The sequence below is a fragment of the Paenibacillus sp. J22P51 genome, from assembly GCF_059692215.1.
Genome location: NZ_JCAUAZ010000002.1, coordinates 413,219 through 437,101 on the forward strand (window position 1 = coordinate 413,219; position 23,883 = coordinate 437,101).

Consider the following 23,883-nt stretch of genomic DNA (forward strand, 5'->3'; position numbering starts at 1 on the left):
TACACGTGAGAATGTGAGGGAGGAAGTCATTCCTTCCTCGTATACTAACTTGGAAGGGTGAATTCTCTTGAAGTACAAATTGCTTAAATTGATGTTTATGTTATGCCTAGTTTATGTCTTGCCGCAGACGGCTTCGGCTGCAAATAAGGATCCTGACTTTATGCTAAAGCTTAACAACAGTAATCCTGGATCTGGGGAAAGGATACAGGTTACATTGTCAGGAAAAGGTCTAAACGATGTTTTTGCTTACGAAGCTACAGTGGAGTTTGACTCCACACATTTGACTTACGACAACTGGACGGCCACCGAAAAGGGTTTTTCGGTAGCACCGACCACCACAGGCAACGAGCTTCTACTTGCATATACGAAAATAGGAAACGTTCAGGGGAGTTACGGGAATTTGGATCTGGGAACGATCACTTTTAAGACGATTGGCGAAGGCCCCGCGAATATAACTCTAAAGAGCATAAAATTGGTAGATTCAAAGCTTGCCTCATCTACGGTGCAAACATCGAATGTACAAGTTTCTGTGAAGATATCGCCGGATAAACATAAGACAAGGGTTGTAACGGTTAACGACATCAGCAAGCCAGCAGTTAATGGTAAAGTGAACGTTACCATTAGTGGTGATGTGAATTCGATCGTCCTTCCCGCCAATAGCGGCAAGCTGCTCGGTAATAATAAGCTCTCAATTCATACGGACAAACTAACGCTGGATATCCCTCCAGAAGTTCTCGTTCAATTGGCAGGCAAAGTATCAGTGGATGAATTGCAGAATACCACCATCGAACTGAGCATTACACCCATGGCCGATGCAGATGCGAAAAATTTGTTAATTAAAGGAGAAGCCTCAAGCTCGGCTCAGTTGCAATTGTCCGGTGAAGTTCTGGAATTCAGCTTATCTGTGGTCAAAAAAGACGGCACAATGTTGAAGTTGTCCAACTTCGATCAGCCTCTGACAATCCAGTTGAAACTAGCTGAAGGTTTTGATCCGAGACTGACTGGCATCTACTACATCGCTGACGATGGTACGCTAGAATACATAGGCGGAAAGTACGTGAATGGTGAGATGGTTGCGCAAATCCATCACTTCAGTAAGTATGCATTGCTAGAATTTAAAAAAATGTTCGCTGATGTTCCGTCCAGTCACTGGGCAGCAGCAACGATCGAAGAGTTGACGGCTAAGCACATCATTAACGGCACGAGCGTGAATACGTTTGAGCCTGAGCGTTCGGTAACGCGCGCCGAATTTACGGCAATGCTCGTACGCGGGCTAAATTTAACGCAAGCAGGCAATCAGACGTTTGCTGACGTTTCTTCTGACGACTGGTATGCACAGCCGATTTCGATTGCTGTGAAGGCAGGAATTGTGACAGGTAAATCCGCCGATTCATTCGCTCCGAACGCGCAAATCACCCGTGAAGAAATGGTCACGATGATGATGCGCGCATATGCGATCAGCAAAGGCACACCAGCAGAGAATTCGAGTGCTTCATCGTTCAGTGACGAAGCGGATGTCGACGCCTGGGCTCTGCCATACGTACGGCAGGCTGCTTCACTACAGCTAATTAGTGGTCGCGAAGAGAGCATATTCGTGCCGAAAGGTCAATCTACGCGAGCTGAAGCGGCGACGATTCTGATGCGTATTTTACCGTAAGCCTATGCACGATTAAATGAAGTAGATATTAGAACCGAAGGGAGTCTTACAATGACAATGTTTTTTGTAAACGGTATCAAACGATCAGTTTCGATGTTGCTAACGTTGTTTCTACTCTCATCCTTCTTTGTTGTCACACCCGCATCGGCGAGTGTGGATAAAACGGTGCTGAACACGAAGATTACAGCAGCACAAGCGAAAAGCGATACAACAAAGACCGGAAATATTTACACAACAGCCTCGTTTACTACGCTGCAAACAGCACAAACTGCTGCCGTCACCGTGAATAATGACGTGAATGCAACGCAAGTGCAGATCGATACAGCGGTTGGCAATCTACAAGCAGCTATGGATGGACTAATTGCACCGCTGCCGAAAACAGGGTGGACAGCTACAGCATCCAATGCCCATGCTAACACCCCTGTACAACGTTCTCTAGACAATGGAGCTACATCGGGTACTCCTGGAGAGAGCGCATATTGGACAACAGGAGCATTACAGACTAGCGGTATGTTGTTTAAAGTCGATATGGGCTCTTTACAGACCTTCGATATGATTCAGCTGATTATATACAAAACAGCGGTTCCGGTTTCTATCGACATCTATGTTTCAAACGATAATACGAATTGGGGAACCGCTATCGCTAGCAAAGCTGGTACTCCCGGTACGATGGAAATCAACGTCAGCCCGCAGACAGCTAGATATATCAAAATTGTTCAAACGGGAAGCAGCACACAACAGTATTGGGCGATGTACGAGTTCAGTGTGTATAAATCCGTTAATAAATCGGCGTTGAATGGAAAGATAGCGGCAGCGCAGGCATTGAACAGCAGCGGCTACACAACAGCTTCATGGGCTTCACTTCAAACGGCGCTGACTGCAGCAGTCAGCTTGAGCAGCAACGCAAATGCGACGCAAGCGCAGGTGGATGCAGCTGCTGGCAATTTACAGTCGACCATTGATGGACTCGTAGTAACCGTTGTCCCGCCAGCACCACCCGCTGAAAATTACTATGTCTCTACCTCAGGAAGCGACCTAACAGGCGACGGTTCAATTGAAAATCCTTTTGCATCCATTGAAAAGGCTAAAAACGCAGTGAAAATCAACCTTGCGGCAGGGTTAACTAAGGATGTGCATGTCTACGTAAGAGGCGGCACCTATTATTTAGATAATGCGATAAAGCTTAATGCAACAGATTCTGGCAACAATGGATTTAAGGTTATTTATACAAGCTATAATAATGAAAATGTAAGAGTAATCGGAGGCCAACCGGTAACGGGATGGACAGATACCGACAGCAACGGCATCTACGAAGCTGATATCACAGGAAGAAACAATTTCTGGGCTCTATTTGACAATAGTGTGCGTCTTACAAATGCAAAGGCAACGAACTGGCAGAGTATTGCAGTGGCTGATAAAAGTCATTTACAGGCAAAATACGGTAATGCCACCAGTTGGTTTGGTGAAGTGTTAAAAGTAAAGACCCTTAGTGGATCGTCTATTTCAACAGATGTTTCAGTTGGTGCTTATAGTGGTAATCTTGAATATGTACAGGGTGCAAAGGAATATATAGATCAACCCGGAGAATGGGCTATTTCAGCCAATACACTTTACTATAAGCCTCTTGACGGTTCAAATTTGACCGGTCACGAGATCATTGCTCCTACAACCGACAGGATCTTCTACCTACAGGGAACAGAAGTAAACCGTGTGAAGAACATTGTTATTCAAGGCATGAGTCTTGAAATGAATGATTTTGGTGCAAATCTTATAGCACATGCTGGTCATAATGGTGATCAGACAGCCGAATATCCTGATAATCTCAAAGGAATTGTAGATCTTGATTATACGGAGAATATTGAGATTCGTGATTCTAAATTGACAAATGCCGGTTACATGGGGGTTGTCATCAATCATTATGGTCAGAGCAACACCATATATGGCAACTACATTGAGGATACTGGCTATGCAGGTATTTTTCTTATTGGTGAGAATCCGGGAAGTTTGAAATATTTTAATAAAAATAATGTGATATCCAACAATGAAATTAAAAATGTAGGCAAATTTGTTGGGCACGGCTCAGGCATCTATTTAATGAACAGCGGAGATAATCAGATTACCCATAACAACATTTCGGGCGTTCCGCGTTATGGCATCTCAATGAAAGGTATCCGTTACGGCGTTTTTGCAGCAAATGGCATTACGGGTGTTCCGTTCGAGGATCACTATCAATACAATCAGACAACAAGAAATTATATAGGTTACAATACGATCTACAACACAGGTATGCGCTCTGGTGATGGCGGCGGTGTCGAAGGATGGGGCATCGGCAGAGATAACCGCATTGATCACAACATCATATATAATGCCTATAGAGGTGTGGCAACTACGGGATGGAGAGGTCACAGTATTTTCACGGATGATGCAACGCATCATACAATGGTGACCAATAACATCGTCTATGATGAGAATGCTGTTGCTGTAAATGCGGGAACGATGATGAAGAGTATATCCAACTATGTATCGAACAACGTATTTGATATAGGTTACGATTATAACGGTGCGGTAAACGTTGGACCCTACATCGAACCGTCTGGCGGCATGGTCTTTGAGAAGAATATTGTCTATACCGATGCTCCAGGAACTTTGAATACAAACGGGACATGGAGCAATACAGGAAATGGCGATAGAGTCATGTTGAAGTTTGATGATGGTTCTTATAATGTATCTGGTACCAAAGCACTTGAATCTATGGCAAGTATGAATAAAAATGTATATTTCAATAAATTGGGTGTACCATCCTTCCAGATTCTTGGACAATACCTGAGTCTGGACCAATGGAAGTCAGCTTCCAAGAATACAAGTAAATATGATAAGGATAGTATACTGGCAGATCCCAACTTCAAAGATACGGCAAACAGGGACTATCGATTGAATGCTAATTCTCCTGCATTTGCACAGGGAATTCGTTCAATTGAGTCAAGTAAGATCGGACTTCTTCCTGATTATAAGTTTGCAAGTAGCGATAATGTTAAATCATTGTTTATAACTGCCACGGGTAACACGCAGACAGCGGCAGCACTTCCTGTTGGAAGAACTGTTCAGCTTGCGGTTTCCGCAAGAACTGTAAAGAACTATGCACTTGATAGCCTGACGGGTGTAACATTCTCAAGCAGCAATCCGGATGCGGTTACTGTTTCGGCTGCTGGTCTTGCAACGGCCATCAGTAGCGGTACGGCAATCATTACTGCCAACTACGGAGGAAAGACAGACAGTTACACCGTTTATGCTGGAGATACGCCAAATGCGATTGAAGCAGATCAAATTGCGCTTAAGATTACAAAAAATGAAGCAACGCTAGTTAATCCAATGATAAAAACAGCAGGCGGTAAGACTTTAGGCGATGTAAACTTCGTTTATAGTGCAGTCGATCCTTCCATTGCTACAGTTGATGCAAGCGGAAGAGTTGAGGCGAAGAAAGATGGTACTACTGCAATTGTTATTACGGCCAATGTATCGGGTGAGATACTTACGAAACAGATCACTGTGAAGGTAACTGACCCAGCGGCTGTAACCCTTGAAACTCCACAAGGCATTACGGTTACCAATACGATTGGTGCCGTTCTAACGAAGTGGGATCCGTTTAATCCGCTTACAAATACAACCGTGAAAGTGTATCGTAAGGGCGAAACTGATCAGGACTTTGTGTTAATTGCTCAGAATATTGCTGGAAATGGTTATATCGACAGCAGTGTTGAAGCGAATAAATCCTATGCTTACAAAATTTCAGCTGTGAATATACTTGGCGAAAGTACGTTAAGTGATCCCATCAGCGTTACGGTTCAAGAACAGGAAACCCTGTTCAGTGATACATTTGACACTTCCATTAGCAGTCTCTGGAAAGATCTTAACGGTGCTGCCGTGCCAGCGGCTAATGCAGGGATTACGAATGGTATGTGGGTACCGTCGGGCACTTGGACGGGAGGCAACTGGAAAGAGTATTATGTGGGGTTAGGCAACGCCCAGTGGAAAGATTATGCAGTTGAAGCGGACTTTACCTTCGATGGACTTATGGCAGGTGCGGAAGCTTATTCCGGTTTCGGTCTGATGACTAGAGCCAAAAAAAGTGGCACTACAAACAATTTCTATCAATTCATTATTCGCGGTAATAATACACAGTACGAATACTTTAGAAAAGACAGTGCATGGGTCATGCTTAGTTCTCTCAATAACGCCGCTAAACCGGTTGCAGGAACGACGTTCAAAATGAGAGTGGAGAACGTTGGCAATATGCAACGTGCCTATCTGAATGGCGTTTTGATTAGCGAAACGACAGATTCGGTCTTTACAAGCGGTGGGATTGGAATTGGCTTCGGCAAAGAATTGATTAGAGTTGACAATGTTCGAGTCGTTAAGATGAAGGATTATACCGTTGCCATCAATCAAGCAGCGAATGGCACAATCACATCAAATGCGGTAAATGGGAAAGTAACTATAGGTGGCAATGTTGAGTTTACATTCACCCCTGCTAATGGCTACAAGGTGAAAAATGCCATTGTGAACGGAAATATCGTTAGTTTGACAAATAACAGTTACTCGGTAACAAATGTGCAGGGAGATTTATCCGTAACGGCGGAATTCGAACCGATTAACAAGACGCTTATGAGTATAACATCACCAGCAGCAATTACAGGAGTAGTGAGCGGTACAGCAAAGACGGCTGGTGCGCTTGGTTTACCTTCTGTTGCAGAACTGCTTACTGATTCAGGAGGTGTAAGCGCCAATGTAACATGGGATGTAGGTACTTCAAGCTATGACCCATCCAAGTGGATCGAGCAGACTTTTACTGTCAATGGAACAGTGACTTTGCCGGCAGGAGTGGCAAATCCAAACAGTGTGCCATTGACAACTAGCATTCGCGTAACGGTCACTGCCGGAATTGGCGTTCAATTAACCGGGCCGGCATCCGTACTAGTTGGGCAGCCGATCAGCTTGACGTACAGTTTGGTGAACGTCACTACGAGTGTTTACGCCCAAGATCTGACGATTAGCTTTGACTCGGGACAATTGCGATATGTGTCTGCGGAGTCACTTGTCAACGGATTCTCAGTTGTGGGTGAATCGGATTCTAATGGGCATGTGAGATTGCTTGCGGCAGCTGCAGGATCGAATGGCGTCGTTACGGGAACGATGGACGTTTTGCGATTGAACTTCGAGGCTCAGCAGATGACCCAAGCAGTGAACAGTACCGTCTATGTGACGCAATCTATCGTTGCAGATGTTAATGGCATTTTAACGCCATTACAAAGCCTCTCGGACTACAATGTGCAGGTTACCATAACGAATGTGGACAAAACAGCGCTGAATACGGTGATTGCAACGGCACAGACGACAGTCGATACAGCCAAAGTTAGCCCGATACGATGGGGACATTATCCACAGTCTGCAGTCGATGCGTTGAAAGCAGCGCTTAGCAGCGCGCGTACAGTTCTCAATAATGCGAATGCCACGCAGGCGCAAGCGAATCAGGCTGTTATTGATTTGAACACAGCGCTGGTTACATTTGCAGCAGCCATAAATACGACTGCAAGTGTAGGAGACTTGGCCCTATTGGCAAGTCATTATGGAGCAACCAGCAGCAGTTCGGATTGGACTACACTTCGTATGTATGACTTTAATCAGGACAACAAGTTGGATATTATCGACTTGGCAGCTTTGGCTAGAAAAATTCTTGGACTATAAGCTTATAATGAAAAACTGGACAGTTGGCATATAGCTGCTGATCCAGTTTTTTTTTGCAAAAAACTGATTTAAGAACTGATATCTGATTTAAGAACTTTTATTTTGCTAGTTATAGAACTGATCAATGGTATAAGAAATTGTACTCGTTTTAAGGCCTGATAGGATTAGATTATGACTAGTAAATCTTATTTAGAAAGAGGAGAGAAACATGGAATATACGACTTTCGGTAAAACAGGTCTCAAAGTATCAAAGCTTGGCCTAGGCGGGGCACCGCTTGCAGGAGATTTCGGTAAGACGGATGAAGGCGAAGTGCAGCGATTGATTCATGAGGCTATCGGTTCCGGCGTCAATTTCATTGATACTGCGCCTAAATACGGCAGCGGAGAATCGGAGCGACGCATCGGCAAAGCGCTTAAAGGAATTAGAGATCAAATTGTCATAGCATCTAAGGCAACGCGATTCGACATGAGCTACGATTACGACACGACCATTCGTTCTGTTGAAGAAAGTCTACAAAGGCTGGAGACAGATTATATCGATATCTTGCAAATTCATGATGTAGAAACGCAGTCTTACGAGCTCATTATGAACGAGACGATACCGGCTTTGGAGAAACTGCGGCAGGACGGGAAAATCCGTTTTCTCGGTGTATCGACGAGGGTTCTACCTTTGATGATGACCTATATGAGAACTGGGAAATTCGATGCGATTCAATTTTACGCGCGATATATGCTCATCGATCATACGGCTAAAGATGAGGTAATGCCGCTTGCTAATGAGATGGGAATAGGTGTCATTAACGGCAGCGTCCTTGGTTTAGGCATGCTGGCAGATGCTCCTGCTCACTTCTTGGAAGAGGATGTTCGAATGAAGTCTTTAAAGCGGATTGAACAATTAGCTTTCTTACGTAAGACGGAGCCGAAAGGGTTGGTTGAGCCTGCAATGCGGTTCAGCTTAAGTCACCCTGACATTCATGTTACTCTCACAGGGACAGCTTCACTTCAATCGCTGCGGACCAATTTGTCATTTTGTGATGGAAAAGGCTTGGAGCCTGAAGAACTGGACAAAGTGTATGGGCTATTTCAAGGCCAAGCGTTGTTTGATTAATCTAACGGCATGAATCGGAAGGAGAAATGTGCAATGATTTCATCTCATAATCACGAGCCGTTCGCTTTCGTCCGTGCTTCGGAGCGTGTGGTTCCACCAAAGTGGGCTTTACAGGAACAGCTGTTGTTTGAAACCTTAAACAAGGCTGCCAAAGAGTTCGTGGAACGCTATACGCATCCGGACGGAACGCTTATTTGGTTCGAGCATTGGCCAGGTATGGACGGGTCGGATGATCCCTATGAAGGGTTTATGAATCTGGCTCTCCTTTATGTACTTGGAGGAAGCAGCGAGCTGCATGAGATGTCCCGCAAAATATGGGAGGGCATAACGTGGCAGTGGACGGAATACGGACAAATTCATCGGGAGTTTGATGCTTATTATGATTGGATGCATCACGGAGAAGGCTACTTGTATTTGTATTTTCTTGGGCTGGCAGGACCTGCAACGCTGAAGGATCGGCAGCGGGCAATGAAGTTTGCAGCGATGTATACGGGGGACGATCCAGAAGCGCTTAACTATGATAAAGAACTGAAGCTGATACGCTCACCGCTGACAGGCAGCCGGGGACCTCGATTCGAAGTGTCAGAGGAGGATTGGAGCACACACCGGGGGATTTTGGACGATTATTTGGCTCCGTATGAGGATATTGCGGGGGTGGATTTCGCAAGCGGCAAATGTGCGTGGTCTAAGGATGAGGTCTATCAGCGGATCATTGCCATGATGAACGAGCGGATGAATCGTGGTGATGTTCCGTTGAATTTGAATGCTACGGGATTGATCGCGCATGCGTTTCTTTATACCGGTGACGAGGAGCTACGCAACTGGGTTATCACATATGTAAATGAATGGCGAGAGCGAACACGTTTAAACGGCGGCATCATTCCAGATAACATTGGTCTTTCGGGTCAGATCGGCGAGTACAACGATGGCAAATGGTGGGGCGGCTATTATGGTTGGAGATGGCCCCACGGTTTTATGACAATTATCGAGCCGCTGACGAACGCGTGCATGAATACAGTATTGCTTACCGGAGACATGAATGGGCTGCAGCTGGCTAGAGAGCAGTTGGATCGCAATTGGGAGCTGCGAAAAGAGCAGGACGGGAAGTGGGTCGTTCCATATAAGCATTTCGACAGTGGTTGGACGGATTATCGCGAAACTGCGCCTAAATATCCGATTTATCTGTGGACGATGTCGATGGCTGATGAGGATCTGGAGCGTGTCGAGCGGATTCCGAAAGATCACGACTGGAATGAAGTAATTGTGCCCGCATTCTCTGGCAGAGATCCGAAGACCGGGCGGGAAACCAAACACTACATCGGCAATACGCAGCCATGGTATCAATATATTCGCGGGCAGAATCCGGATTATCCGCAGCGCATTCTAAACGCTAATTTCAAAATGATTGGCAACCAGCTCGCTAAGATGCGCGCTCCTGAGGGCGATCCGCATCAGTGGACCGAGCATTTCAGCGAGGGGATGTATTCTGCCATTCACATCTGGCAGGAAATGTGTCCGCTGTATTTTGAAGGACTTGTTCAATTGACGCTAGGCGGACCTATGCATATTTCGCATGGCGGACTGCAACATGGACGCGTTCGCTATTTTGACGCTGAAGCCAAGCGTCCAGGACTGCCGTCTGGGGTATCTGCCTTGGTGGAGAAGTTGACCCCAGATTCGGTAACGGTTCATTTGGTTAACACAAGCCTATTTGATGATAGAGATTTGATCGTGCAGGCTGGTGTATTTGGTGAACATCGATTCTTGCAGGGAGAGATTATCCGTGACTCAGGCGAGGTGTGCGGAACCATCCTGATTGAGGGGAAATGGCTTCACGTGTCATTGCCTGCGGGAACTGGCATTATTTTAAAACTCTTAATGGAGCGGTATGTCCTTTCTCCATCGTACGAAATGCCATGGCCTATCGATGAAAAACAGACTTTCATTAAGGGGCGGGATCGATGATTATTGATGCGCTATCGGTTGAAATTGAATGAGATCACGGATTAATCCATATATATGAAAGAGTAATTGTAGGGGAGTGGGAAACATGTCAGCTAACAGAAAAACGGAAGTGAGAGTGGCTCATATTCATCCAGACCAAGTCGAACGTTACGAACAGCTCCACCGCGATATTCCTGCCGGGAACGAAAAGCATATGCGGGAGGCGGGCATACTGTCTTTGCGGATATTTCGCGAGGGGCTGACCCTGTTTATGATCGTTGAGTCCGATCTTTCAGTGGCACTTCCCGATCGGGTCATTGATACCCAGTTGGAAGAAGAGTGGCATCGGCTAACAGGTAAATGCTTTTCGAAGACCTGGCAAGATGCTGGCGAGATTTACAAGTTTCATGAGGAGGACTCCAAGGGATGAACGAAGCTTATACAGTAGTCATTAATCCGGTTTTATCTGGAGACCACCCCGATCCTTCGATCGTGCGCGTTGGAATGGATTATTATATGGTAACTTCAACGTTTCAGTATTTCCCCGGCGTTCAGATCCTACATTCCTGTGATTTGGTTCATTGGGGTCCTGTTGGTCATGTCATCACTCGTAAGAGTCAGCTAGATTTGACAGGTATGCCAGATTCATTCGGTGTATTTGCTCCTGATATTTCTTATTATGACGGGAAGTTTTGGGTTGTCGTGCCTTACTACCATGGTCAACCGCGCTGCACGAATCTGTTGTTTGTGGCAGATCGCCCGGAAGGGCCTTATAGTGAAGCGATCATGCTCAATCATCACTTCATTGATCCATCTATTTTCAACGATGACAACGGTAAACGTTATTTGGTATTTGGCGGCGGCTGGATTCACGAGTTGGCAGCGGACGGCTCCTGTTTGCTCGGTGAAGCGAAGCAGGTATGGCCGGGAACAGGCGGAGCCGCTCCTGAGGCGCCGCACATTGTGAAGCGCAATGGCTGGTACTTTTTGATGCTGGCGGAAGGCGGCACCTTCTTTGAGCATATGGTTACAGTAGCGCGAAGTCGCTCTGTATGGGGACCTTACGAACCGTGCCCGTCTAATCCTGTGTTAGTGCAGCGCGATCCCGAACAGCGGATACAAAAAGCTGGACACGGAAAGCTTGTCCAAGATCAGAATGAACAATGGTGGATGTTCCATCTTGGTGGTCGTCCACTAACGCCAGGCGGTGCATGCCCGCTTGGTCGGGAAACATTCGTAGAACCAGTGCGCTGGACAGAGGATGATTGGTTTATTGTTGGTGAAGATGGCGCGCCAATGGATCTGGTCACGATACCTTTTTCAGAAGGCGGCCTATTAACAGAAGATTCATCGGTCGAAGATTTATTTGTAGGTGTTGCGCTATCACCTGATTGGGAATGGGTACGGCACCCGGTAGAAGATGGCCATCAGTTGACGCAAACGGGACTGCAAATGATGTGCAAACCGTTTATTCCCTACGGTCTTGGATCCACGCTCATACTAACACGACGCTGGCGTCATTTCGGTTTTGATGCCGTGACCAAGATGGTTTTTGAGCCGAAAAGCAGAGGTGAAGAGGCGGGGATGGCGCTTTATCGCGATTCCGATTCCTTCCTTTTCTTCTCCATTCGAAACGGTATTGGTCAAACGTCCGGACAAAGCTTTGATGTAAGTCGTCTCCATGAAAATCAAGACCATAATGGACTGTATCTTGAGCTCGATCAATACGTGGATGTTCATAAAAAAATGCTTGCAAGGATTAAGCTTCCTATTGGACCTGCGCAACCTATCTGGCTTAAAATTGCGTTGAATGCCCGAACACAAAACTTAACCTTTTTCCACTCACTAGACGGAAGCGAGTACATAGATATGGGCATTGAAATTTCATCGGAATTTCTTTATCCGGAAATGTATACGCGTTTCTTGTGCTTTACTGCTCCTAGAATTGGCCTGTATGCGAAGGGAGTTTATGGGGAGCCAGAAGGACAAGCGTTCTTCCAAGAGTTTTCGTACCAGGGTCAGAAGTATCCTGGGGTCGGCGAAGCCAAAGCCGTAATGAGTATGGAACAGCGATTAGCTCAGCTGGGTGAAGGTAGTAACTAAGTGTGGTTGTTAATTTTCAAATGAGAAACCATTTTTCAATTTCCAAAGGGCTGCCGAGTGGTAGCTCTTTGTTCTGTTTGACTGCATTATGTAAAGTGAGCTACGTTGCTTCGTGTACACAACCTCAAAAAATTCGACAATACGGGCGAAGATTTAGAAGATTTGATTTCGATAGGGACGATCGGACTGATCAAAGCTATTGAATCCTTCTCCCCTAACAAAGGGACAAAGCTGGCGACTTTTGCTGCGCGTTGCATTGAGAATGAGATCTTAATGCATCTGCGCTCCTTGAAGAAAACGCGCAAAGATGTGTCTTTGCATGATCCCATTGGAACGGACAAAGAGGGGAATGAGATTACTTTAATTGACATCCTCGGTAGTGAAGCAGACGATGTGGTGGATGCGGTGCAGCTTAAGATTGAGAAGAGCAAAATCTATCGGAATCTGGAGATATTGGACGACCGTGAAAAGGAAGTCGTAGTCGGAAGGTTCGGGTTGGAGCTTGGCGGTGAAGAGCGGACGCAGCGGGAGATTGCGAAGGAGCTGGGGATTAGCCGCTCCTATGTGTCACGGATTGAGAAGCGGGCACTCATGAAGTTGTATCATGAGTTTTATAAGGCGAAGCGGTAAGTCATTAGGTTGGAGCATCGTATTCTTCATTTATTTGGCTTCAAATGATGGGGGCGAAGACAATGACAGCCTTAATCCAAATTGAACGAGCGTTGGATGTCATTACGTTGGATATTGCGCAAGGAGAGTTTGTCGCTATTATGGGGCCTTCGGGGTCTGGAAAGTCTACGTTTATGAACATTATCGGGTGTTTGGACCTTTCGGATGAAGGGGTTTACACGCTTGATGGGAAGCAGATTCATTCTCTTAAGGATTCACAATTGGCTGAGATTCGGAATCGGAAGATTGGGTTTGTGTTTCAGAGCTTCAACCTGTTGCCGAGATTAAGTGCTTATGAGAATGTGGAATTGCCGCTGATTTATCGTGGAATGACGAGAAAGCAGCGGGAGCCGCTCGTTTTACAGGCATTGGAAGCGGTTGATTTGCTGGATCGAAGGAAGTATTTTCCTTCGGAACTATCCGGTGGACAGCAGCAACGTGTGGCGATTGCACGGACGTTGGCAGGCGATCCGCCGATTATATTGGCGGATGAGCCGACTGGAGCGTTGGACTCGAAGACGGGCGTGGAGATTATGGATATTTTCAGGCGTTTGAATGCACTTGCGTAGTGAATACATGTTCGGTAAATAATAAAAAATACGAACGTATGATCTATGGTGGCGATGAGAAATATGAGTGTTGTATCAAGAATTGAGAATGAAATGGATGTTCAAATTATTAAAGAATATACTTTATTTACCCATTTTCCTCGATATGTTAACCATGGATATGGAGGCGCCGAAGATAAAAGAGAGTGGGACAATGGAGAATCGTGACGGCACTAATTATTGCTTATCACAGGGCCATCTAAACATCATTTTTCAATAGCGTACGAGCTAACAAAAAAGAGCCTTAGCCTTTAGGATGTTTCCTAAAGGCTCATCTTTTGCTCTTGTTTACGCTTTCGCATTAGTCAATAGACAACTTGTTTCCGATATACCCGTGGAGAGACACCCATTATTTTTTTGAATATTTTGCCGAAATGAGAGAAACTGTCGAAACCGACTTGAGATGAAACGTCGGAAATTTTTGTGTTAGAATCATGGAGTAATCGTTGTGCTTCCTTAACCCTGGTGTGGTTCAAATATTCGATAAAAGTGAACCCTGTCGCTTTTTTAAACATCCGACTCAAATAAAATGGAGAAATGAAAAATCGACTAGCAAGTTCGTTTAAAGATAACGGTTCAGAATAATGCTCGTTGATATAACTGGCTATGGAAGATACTTTAGTGTGCATAGGCGACATGTAGTCAAGCGAAGTAAGAGGGTGCTGTTCTAAATAACGCCCGGCAAGCAGTAATAGCTCAACGAGCATATGAGTAAGGATGATCTCATAGCCAGCCTGTGCTTTGCTTAGCTCTAGCTGGATTCGTGAGAGAAGTATACCGATAGAAGCCTGCTCTTGCATGGGAAATCGAAGAACGTGGGACTCCTGATGAAAGGGCGACAGCAACAATTCGGCATACTTTTGATAGTTCGATTGCAGGAATCGTTCATCAAAAAAGAACAACAGTCGGCCGTGTGCCTTTTCGCCGGATGTTTTATGAAGCTCATTCTTGCCAATAAAGACGATATCTCCGGGAAGTAAATGATATAAGCGATCTTTAATGAAATAAGAGCGCTCTCCGGAAAGTAGAATATAGACCTCGTAACAATTGTGAAAATGGTTTGCCGACATTGCAATGGGTTCTGTCCATTCCATGTACTCAACCTTGAATAATGGAATGTCCTGTAAGCTGAAAGAATAGGTAATGGGTTCAAGCAAACTTCATCGCCTCCCTTCACGTATCATAGCAAAATATGAGGTGTTCGAGAAGACCTGGCAAGAAATGAGTAGATGGTAGGTTTTATTTGCATTACAATAAGGGTGCGAATCATCAAAGATAGTAAATTATGGAACGGAGTAAAGGAGGGAAGGGATAAATTATTGTCGAACTATAAATACGGTTTGTTTCCCATCATCTATGGGTTTTTTAAGGGATTTATGGATGGCTCTATCAAAGGATTAAAGGGGGAAATAATATGCTTCATCCCTTCATGGGAATTAAAGATTGGGATCGTGTAGGCATGTCCGTTGCAGATTCGACCAAGCGACTGCATAGGCTTGCATATCTGGACCGGCAATTAATGAGAACGGAAGCTGGTCATATGGCGGCGAGACCAGAGTATGAAGTAAAAGGTGCGCTTGCTCGATTACTTTGGCAGGATGCCGAACACTACGACCAGCTTCGTAATCGTTGCAAGCAATTACGGATGAGTGTTGTTGCATTCGATAAATGCCCTGACCCACAACTGGAGCAATTCATGCAAAAAGTATTGGAATCGGGAAATACACTCGATTTTCTTATAGCTTTATTCGAAGTAGTCAAACCTGCACAAGCGAGAGCTATTCAAATATATCAACAATTGGCGCAACCGCTAGTTGACGAACCGACCCTTCATCTATTAAAACATCAATTGATGGATCGAGACGAGCAAATCGTATGGGGGCGTGAAACAATTGCTCATTTTCGATCAATGGCAACTAAAGAGGAGCTTGAACAAGCGAACCGATGGAAGGCATACTTGGAAGCGCTTTTATTTGCAGCGGGTGGAGTAGAAGGGGACGGCGAAAGAAAGGCTGTGAATCCCGATATCGTTGTACCCTCTCAAGCATTTGAACTCCCTTATGAAAGCACGCGTGATAGTCGATTTCAAACCTCAGTTGTCAAGATGGAAGGGACAACCTTCGAAGATAATGATGAGGGAAGATTTATGCATATGATGCTTGCACGATATTTTGAAATGTCCCCAGCGGAAGCGATCGCATATATTCATTTTTCGACAGAAGGTAAACCATGGGCATTTTATTACGATACGGCAAGACACATTTGGGATGAAACACGTCACAGCTGGTTTGGTGAGGCAGCCCTGCGGAGCAAAGGTTATGATGTTTACTCCTACCGTAACTGGACGGGATGGTATGATATGACAAGTCAGGCTTTTGATAATAATGAAGCTTATACTCATTTAACCATTGCCATTGAGAAGACTGCGATGAAATATCCGCCGGGAAAACGTGAGGAATGGGAGTTTTGCAAGGATACGATCGGGGATCCGCTAATGACGACTTTTCAGGATTTCGATTGGGCAGATGAAGTCGTACACGCCGGGTTTGGACAAAAGTGGATTATCGATGAGCTGTATAAAGGCGATACGCAAAAAGCGTTGGAAGCAGGAAAAGCCACTGTGGAGAAAAGAGCAAAGTACATGAAAACACAAGAGGATTGGAGTGGCCCAAAACATAACGGATTCGCAGGGAATTATTAGATGTATAATGGTTTGGGGCAAATTGGCAATGTGATGGGGAATATCAATCAGGGAGGTTGACGAATTATGAAAGCGTTCAGAAAATTGTCTTTACTTTCGTTCCTTATTCTTTGTATCTTTGTTACAGCTTGTTCCAATGGTTCTAAGAAAGCGGATTCAATTAATTCTCCGTCAGGCACGGCGGTATCATCGGGTAGCAGCCCCGCTGTTTCACCAAGTCAAATGCCGTTGTATTCCATCAAGGTTTTCACGGCATCACCCAACCCGAAGGTGAAAACAAGCGATCAAACGGCTGTCGGTAAAGTGATCAAGGATAAATTCAATATCGTGTTTGAATTTGTCCCTTTCAGCGGAAACTATCGCGATAAGCTGAACCTGATGCTGGCGTCAGGGGATTATCCGGAAATTCTGCGAGTGGAAGGTCAGGATCTCGTAACTAAGTATATTGATGCGGGAATCGCTTTGCCCCTCGATAATTACTTAAAAGACTCCAAATACTTGAAAGATACCCATAAAGATATGATTCCCTACTGGAGATTGCCAGCAAAAGACGGAAAACTATATAAATGGGAGTTTGGAGCAAGTTCCGACTTGAAATACCCTGTAAATGTCATCCAGGATATGTACATCCGCTCGGATATTCTGAAAGAGGCTGGTTATCCGACATTGAAAAGTCCCAAGGACTATATTCCGTTCCTGAAAAAAGCGCTTGCCGATCATCCGACTACTAACGGCAAGAAAACGTTTGGTGTCGTTGCACCTTTCGCCGAATCGTGGGGAATGGCTGGTATTGCCGGTTCAATGGTCGAAAACGGTGATAAGAATATTATGTTCAGCAACTTTGCAACCGTCTTTAATATCAAAGACAAGAAGTTTGAACTGATGATGGCTGATAATAACTACAAGGAATCGATCCAATTCTTTAATCACCTCTATACGCAGGGTTTACTCGACAAAGAGAGCTTTACGGATACATCTGCTCAGACCACAGAAAAGATCAAATCCGGTCAGGCACTGGCTTACTGGTATACGGGTTGGATTACGGGAGATGTCAATAACACGCTGGAAAAAGCTGGACATCCAGAAATGAAATATATCCAAATGCCGATGCAAACGGATACACAAGTAGCGCAGAACCAAACGAGAAATGTCCGGTTTGACAACGTCAGACCGTTCGACTCAGCGATCATCACCAAAAATGCCAAAGATCCGAAACGAATTTTTGAACTGGTCGACTGGATAGCTTCTGAAGAAGGGCAGACGCTAATTCAATCTGGTGTGGAAGGTAACACATATGTGATAAAGGATGGAAAACGCGTTCTTTCCGACGAAATGAAGGCCAAAATGAATTCGGATCCTGATTACTTAAACTTGCAAGGTTTGGGTGGACAGTTTGAATTCCTCGGCATTTATAACGGAGTGGCCAAAGATGGACTGCCCTTTAAACTAATGGATGATATCAATATTAAGGAAGTAAATATTGATAAAGATGTCAAAGCTACTTACACAGCAATGGGCTGGAAAAATTCGCTTGATTATTATTCAAAGATATCCAAACCTGTGTTTACTGGACTTCAAGCCTCAATTACACTTGATCCCGCAAGTCCTGAAGCTACGATCGAACAAAGGCTTACCCAGCATCGTGTGGAAACCAATTCGAAGCTAATACTGGCGAAAAACGACGCCGAATTCGAAACAATTTATCAGGCAGCTTTGAAACAGAACGATTCACTTAACGGGCAGAAGGCACTCGATAAGTACAACCAATTGTTCCAGGATCAGCAGAAGAGATACGATGAAATGAAAGCGAAATAAGAGCGGCGTATGATGACTTAAAGCGTTCGAGGAATTTATGATAGTTAACATAGATTCCTCGAACTTCATTCATTTAGAGTAACGTGCCGCTAAGGGGGGGAATTATGGACATCCGACGACAAACGAACGGCATGAAGCCGGCGGCAGCCGATAGCAGAAGTACATGGCTGCGGAAAGCGATCAGGCAGCGATACTTATTTATCATGCTTTTACCTGCGGTATTGTTAGTCTTTATTTTTCAATATATTCCCTTGCTCGGATGGCTGATAGCCTTCAAAAACTATCAGGTAGGCATCAGCATTTGGAAAGTTCCCTGGACGGGATTGCACCAGTTCAAAGTATTTTTCAATGAAAGCAACGACTATCTTTATCTGATCCGTAATACGCTGGTGATGAATTTAGCCTCTCTCTTTGTTGGTTTATTCGCAGCGCTGGCTTTCGCCATCCTGCTAAATGAAGTTGGCAGGAAGTGGTTCAAGAAAATAGTCCAAACCGTTTCCTTTTTTCCGTTTTTTGTTTCTTGGGTTATCATATACGCCATTATTCATCAACTGCTCTCCCCTACTTCAGGTGCTATCAATGTCTCTTTAATTGAATCTGGAATCATCAAGGAAGGAATCAACGTACTGGGAGATAAGGCTTATGCATGGACTCTCATTGTTATTGTTGTCGTGTGGAAATACCTAGGGTACAATGCGGTCATCTTCTTCGCATCTATTGCTTCCATTTCATCGGAAGAACTCGAGGCGGCGGCTATAGATGGAGCCGGAAGGTTCAGGAAAATCCAGCATGTTCTCATTCCCAATCTGATGCCAACCATTATTATTCTGCTGATTATGAATGTCGGTTGGATACTGAATTCTGACTTTGACCTGTATTATTTGTTTACGAACCCCACCAATTGGGAGCGGATGCAGGTTCTGGACATGTATACATATAAATTCGGTCTGCAGCAGGGAAACTTCCCTTATGCGACAGCCGTCGGTATTGTGAAAACGATGGTCAGCCTTATTCTATTAATCGGCGTCAATTCGCTAGCCAAACGAACGACAGGGAAATCAATTTTGTAACAAGGGGGATGTACTGTGGGAAAAAGATCGTTCATCGATATCCTATTTGATACAAGCAATTATATTTTGTTGACCTTCATCGGGATCGTATTGTTTTTCCCGTTTTTGTACATTGCCAGCTATTCATTGAGCGATCCCGTGAAACTGACCGGTGGTCTCATTTTGTGGCCAGCGGGGTTCACCCTCGAGAATTATGCTCGGGCTTTCAGCGACCCTGATATTTATCACAGTATCCTTATATCCGTCTTAAGAACGCTTTTGGGACCAGTCGTGATGATCATCATTACATCAATGGCGGCCTACTGCATAACGAGAAACGATCTGATGGGCGTTCGTTTTTGGCGTAAATTTTTTGTGTTTACGATGTATTTCTCCGTTGGAATGATTCCTGTTTATATCCTAATCGTGCAGTTGCATTTAACAAAATCGTTTTGGGTTTACATCATTCCATCAGCCGTTAATATCTTCAATATGATTCTCATCAAAACCTATATTGAAAGCTTACCAGATTCACTGCCTGAAGCCGCCATTGTGGACGGAGCGAATGATCTCATCGTGTTCTGGCGAATTATTTTCCCTGTTTCCATGCCTGTTCTCGCTGCCGTCTTTCTGTTTTCCGCCGTCGGCCAGTGGAATAGCTTCATGGATACCCAACTATATAATGCGATGAATCCCGAACTTTACACCCTGCAGTATTCTTTGTACCAGATCTTGTCGAATGCAAACAATGCGAGTCTGCTCAATTTGAGGAATAACACGAGTGCACAGTTACAGGTCACCCCCGAGGGTTTGAAAATGGCAATTACAATGATCACTGTATTGCCTATCCTTGCCGTATATCCCTTTTTGCAGCGTTATTTCATAAAGGGGCTTCTTGTGGGATCGGTTAAAGGCTAGTGGGAACCGTCTAAGCAGCGAATCTAGATGCGAGGGAGCCGTATCTAGATTTTTGCATTTCAACACTCAGAATTAAAATTAATCAGTTTAATCCAGGTAATAAATCATAGCAAAATCGGCGGTGTTTTGCTTGTTTTCAGCAAATGCGGCGGAGAATATTTTCTTTTTTTGCGATATGATTTGGATATGAAATGACATCATTTATGGAGAGGGGACAACTATCATGACCAAGAAGAAGTACGTGCTAGTGGGGACAGGCGGACGAGCAGAATTTTTTTACGGGGCTATTGCAACAGAATTCAGGGATACGTCGGAGTTGGTCGCTTTCTGTGATATCAATCAAACGCGTATGGATTATGCCAATAAGCTCCTTGAGAAAAATTATGGATATCCGAAGGTACGAACGTATAAGTCAGAGCAATTCGAGACCATGATTTACACGGAGAAGCCGGATGTGGTCATTGTTACTAGTGTGGATCGCACCCATCATACCTATATTGTTCAAGCACTGGAACTTGGCTGTGATGTCATTACGGAGAAGCCAATGACGGTAGACGAGAAGAAATGCCAGGAGATTCTCGACGCGGTGCAACGGACGGGCCGTAACGTTAGAGTCACCTTTAATTACCGCTATGCTCCTCATCATACGAAGGCCAGAGAGCTCATTATGGATAGCGTCATCGGTCAGGTGCATTCCGTACACTTTGAGTGGCTGCTTAATACGCAGCATGGAGCGGATTATTTCCGCAGGTGGCATAGAGATAAACGAAACAGCGGCGGGTTACTCGTTCATAAATCAACACATCACTTCGACCTCGTGAACTTCTGGATCGGCTCTCAGCCAGATACCGTGTTCGCTTTCGGGGATTTGCACTATTACGGCCGTGAAAATGCGGAACGTCGAGGCGAGGTTCGCTTCTATGATCGTGCGACGGGAAATCCACTTGCGGAGCATGATCCGTTCGCTCTGCAGCTTGACCAGAATGAGCATTTAAAGTCGATGTATTACGATGCGGAGCATGAGGACGGATATCTGCGCGACCAAAGCGTCTTCGGAGACGGAATTAGTATTGAAGATACGATGGGCGTTATGGTTCGTTACAAGAACAACGCGATCTTAACTTACTCTTTAAATGCCTACATGCCATGGGAAGGATATCGTATTGCATTCAACGGAAGCAAAGGCCGGATAGAAATGATGGTAGTTGAACAGTCTTATGTAAATTCTGGCGGAGATAAGGCGCTGGAAGGGGCCCTGAAGGATAAGGTCATTACTGTGTTCCCCATGTTTGCTGCTCCGTATGAAGTGGAAGTGGAAGAGGGGATTGGCGGACATGGCGGCGGGGATCCGGTGCTGTTGAATGATATTTTCGGAACGCCGATTCCTGACAAATTTTATCGCGCTGCGAACCATATCGACGGAGCACGATCGATTCTTACGGGCATCGCCGCCAATGAATCGATCCGAACCGGACGAGTTGTGAAGGTGGACGAATTGGTGAAGTTTTATTAAAGGCCCAATAAGAGGAGTGAGATACATGACAAATAGCAGCTTCCGAGTAGGAAACGGCGCTCATACTTACGAGGTTGAAGCGGGATGGGGGGCGACAATCCCAGATCATGTGACCCTCGGCTATACGCACGGCATCGTCGTCGACGAGAAGGACCATGTCTATGTCTTTCATACCGGCAAGCCTTCTGTCATCAAGCTCGACAAGAACGGTAACTTTCTTGATGCGTGGGGGGACGAATTCGAAGGTGGGGCTCACGGGTTTTATTTGCACAAAGAAGGAAATAGTGAATATCTTTATGTGACTGACAAAGATCGCGGGCTTATGGTCAAGCTGACATTGGACGGCGAACGGGTGTTGACCATAGGTAAACCTAATCTTCCAGATATTTATGGAGATGACACAAAGTATAGACCAACGGATGTTGCCGTCGCGCCGTACGGGGACATCTATATTGCCGACGGCTACGGGCAACACTGGATCCATCAATATACGTCTCGTGGTGAGTATATACGTTCATGGGGAGGCTACGGCTCGGAGCCGGGACAACTCATTTGTCCGCATGGCGTTTCCGTGGACTTGCGCAAAGGCGAACCGGAAATCTACGTAGCCGACAGGGGAAACCATCGAATTCAAGTTTTTACGCCTGACGGCCAATATAAACGGATGATTGTCGATGACATGGATATGCCGTGCAATTTTTACTTCTTCGGGGATGAACTTTATTTTCCAGATCTGAACAGCCGGGTCACGGTGTTTGATCGGGATGACCGGCTCATCACTCACTTGTGCGAAGATCAACAGGCCTATAAACAAAAAGGCTGGCCAAATTTGGACAAATCGTACTACCGTCCCAACAAATTCAGTTCCCCTCATGGAATTTGCGTTGATCATAATGGAAACGTTTACGTAGCGGAGTGGATTTCCGATGGTCGATTGACGAAATTGGCGCGGGTGCCCAACGGAAGAGGAGGAGACCATTAAATGAATGCTATGCGCGTAGAAAAGTTTTTCACTTCCCAGGAGCACTTGCTGCAAGTCTTTGATAAGCACGCAAGGCAGCTGGGGTTTCGGGCAAAGACTGCAGACGAATTCGCGGAATGGAAACAATCGACGCGCCACAAACTTCGCGACATTACCGGTATCGATACAATGGAATTGTGTGATCTGCAACCACAATTACTAGAGACCGAAAGGATGAACGGCTATAGGAGGGAGAAATGGCTCCTCCAAACTGAACCCAGTGTGTGGATGCCCTTCTATATTCTAATCCCAGACAGTCTACTGGCGGGGATTAAATCTCCGTGCGTGATTGCTACTCATGGCCACGCGAGCGCCGGGAAAATGACAGTGGGTGGAAGAGAGGACATTCCGGCCGTAAGGAAACAGATCCAGCAGTATCATTACGATTACGGAGTCAAGTTCGTTCAGGAAGGTTATATCGTTTTCTGCCCTGATGCGAGAGCTTTCGGAGAACGAAGAGAATCTACCCTGCAGGGAGATGACGAGTATAACTTCTTGAATAGTACTTGTACGCAATTGAATCATATGGCGATTGCTCTCGGACAATCCGTAACTGGAATGTGGACATGGGACTTAATGAGACTGATCGATTATATTGAAAGCAGAGGAGACTGTGGAGATATCTCTTGTGTGGGCTTGTCTGGCGGAGGGCTACAAACGTTATGGCTTTCTGCTCTGGATGACCGTGTCAAGTGTGCGGTGGTCAGCGGATATTTTTATGGCTATAAGGACTCCCTGTTAAAGCCTGCTCATTGTGCGTGCAATTATGTCCCTAATCTGTGGAAAAATGTGGACATGGGGGACTTAGCCGCATTGATTGCGCCTCGGCCGCTCTTGATTGAAACTGGCGCCCAGGACCCGTTAAACGGGGAACGTGGTCTAGTGAATGTAACGGAGCAAGTAGACATCGCATCTCAGGCTTACCGTCTGTTTGACGCAGAAGAAGAGTTGGTACATTATGTGTTCGACGGAGAACATGTATGGGACGGGGCGGAAACTTACAGATTCGTCAATCGGACAATGATCAGGGAGTGA

Annotated in this window: 16 protein-coding genes; 15 read left to right on the forward strand and 1 reads right to left on the reverse strand. The window is 45.3% G+C overall.

The window, feature by feature from the left end:
- Window positions 1–67: 67 nt before the first annotated feature.
- The 8 genes from AC58QC_RS06490 (at window position 68) to AC58QC_RS06525 (ending at window position 13,792) form a co-directional block, all read left to right on the forward strand.
- Window positions 68–1,657: an S-layer homology domain-containing protein gene (locus AC58QC_RS06490; protein ID WP_497414374.1), complete on the forward strand. Its 1,590-nt coding sequence runs from the start codon at window positions 68–70 to the stop codon at window positions 1,655–1,657.
- A gap of 51 nt (window positions 1,658–1,708) precedes the next feature.
- Window positions 1,709–7,399: a right-handed parallel beta-helix repeat-containing protein gene (locus tag AC58QC_RS06495; protein ID WP_497414375.1), complete on the forward strand. Its 5,691-nt coding sequence runs from the start codon at window positions 1,709–1,711 to the stop codon at window positions 7,397–7,399.
- Between the two features lie 208 nt (window positions 7,400–7,607).
- Window positions 7,608–8,507, forward strand: a complete 900-nt coding sequence (locus AC58QC_RS06500; protein WP_497414376.1) for an aldo/keto reductase — start codon at window positions 7,608–7,610, stop codon at window positions 8,505–8,507.
- Window positions 8,508–8,540: 33 nt separating this feature from the next.
- Window positions 8,541–10,472, forward strand: coding sequence for a DUF8034 domain-containing protein (locus AC58QC_RS06505; RefSeq protein ID WP_497414377.1), 1,932 nt, complete (start codon window positions 8,541–8,543; stop codon window positions 10,470–10,472).
- 85 nt (window positions 10,473–10,557) lie between these two features.
- Window positions 10,558–10,881: an L-rhamnose mutarotase gene (locus tag AC58QC_RS06510; protein ID WP_497414378.1), complete on the forward strand. Its 324-nt coding sequence runs from the start codon at window positions 10,558–10,560 to the stop codon at window positions 10,879–10,881.
- A complete protein-coding gene (locus tag AC58QC_RS06515; RefSeq protein ID WP_497414379.1) occupies window positions 10,878–12,554 on the forward strand; it encodes a family 43 glycosylhydrolase in 1,677 nt (558 codons plus the stop codon). Before AC58QC_RS06510 ends, AC58QC_RS06515 begins: the two co-directional genes overlap by 4 nt.
- A gap of 105 nt (window positions 12,555–12,659) precedes the next feature.
- Complete coding sequence (gene sigK, locus AC58QC_RS06520) at window positions 12,660–13,184, forward strand: RNA polymerase sporulation sigma factor SigK (RefSeq protein ID WP_173115694.1); 525 nt, start codon at window positions 12,660–12,662, stop codon at window positions 13,182–13,184.
- A gap of 44 nt (window positions 13,185–13,228) precedes the next feature.
- Window positions 13,229–13,792 (forward strand): ABC transporter ATP-binding protein, encoded by a 564-nt coding sequence (locus tag AC58QC_RS06525; RefSeq protein ID WP_497414380.1) that lies wholly within the window; start codon window positions 13,229–13,231, stop codon window positions 13,790–13,792.
- A gap of 344 nt (window positions 13,793–14,136) precedes the next feature.
- On the opposite strand, the gene AC58QC_RS06530 is transcribed toward AC58QC_RS06525, so the two are convergent.
- Complete coding sequence (locus AC58QC_RS06530) at window positions 14,137–14,988, reverse strand: helix-turn-helix transcriptional regulator (protein WP_497414381.1); 852 nt, start codon at window positions 14,986–14,988, stop codon at window positions 14,137–14,139.
- A gap of 257 nt (window positions 14,989–15,245) precedes the next feature.
- Between AC58QC_RS06530 and AC58QC_RS06535 the strand changes: the two genes are divergently transcribed.
- The 7 genes from AC58QC_RS06535 (at window position 15,246) to AC58QC_RS06565 (ending at window position 23,883) form a co-directional block, all read left to right on the forward strand.
- A complete protein-coding gene (locus AC58QC_RS06535) occupies window positions 15,246–16,532 on the forward strand; it encodes a hypothetical protein (RefSeq protein ID WP_497414382.1) in 1,287 nt (428 codons plus the stop codon).
- Window positions 16,533–16,598: 66 nt separating this feature from the next.
- Entirely contained in the window at window positions 16,599–18,347 is a 1,749-nt protein-coding gene (locus AC58QC_RS06540; protein ID WP_497414383.1) for an extracellular solute-binding protein, read from the forward strand.
- A gap of 104 nt (window positions 18,348–18,451) precedes the next feature.
- Window positions 18,452–19,417 (forward strand): ABC transporter permease, encoded by a 966-nt coding sequence (locus AC58QC_RS06545; protein ID WP_497414384.1) that lies wholly within the window; start codon window positions 18,452–18,454, stop codon window positions 19,415–19,417.
- 15 nt (window positions 19,418–19,432) lie between these two features.
- The gene (locus tag AC58QC_RS06550) at window positions 19,433–20,314 is read left to right on the forward strand and encodes a carbohydrate ABC transporter permease (protein ID WP_497414385.1); all 882 of its coding nucleotides are present in this window, start codon (window positions 19,433–19,435) and stop codon (window positions 20,312–20,314) included.
- 220 nt (window positions 20,315–20,534) lie between these two features.
- Window positions 20,535–21,827, forward strand: a complete 1,293-nt coding sequence (locus AC58QC_RS06555) for a Gfo/Idh/MocA family protein (protein WP_497414682.1) — start codon at window positions 20,535–20,537, stop codon at window positions 21,825–21,827.
- Window positions 21,828–21,852: 25 nt separating this feature from the next.
- Complete coding sequence (locus AC58QC_RS06560) at window positions 21,853–22,809, forward strand: NHL repeat-containing protein (RefSeq protein ID WP_497414386.1); 957 nt, start codon at window positions 21,853–21,855, stop codon at window positions 22,807–22,809.
- Entirely contained in the window at window positions 22,810–23,883 is a 1,074-nt protein-coding gene (locus AC58QC_RS06565; RefSeq protein ID WP_497414387.1) for an alpha/beta hydrolase family protein, read from the forward strand.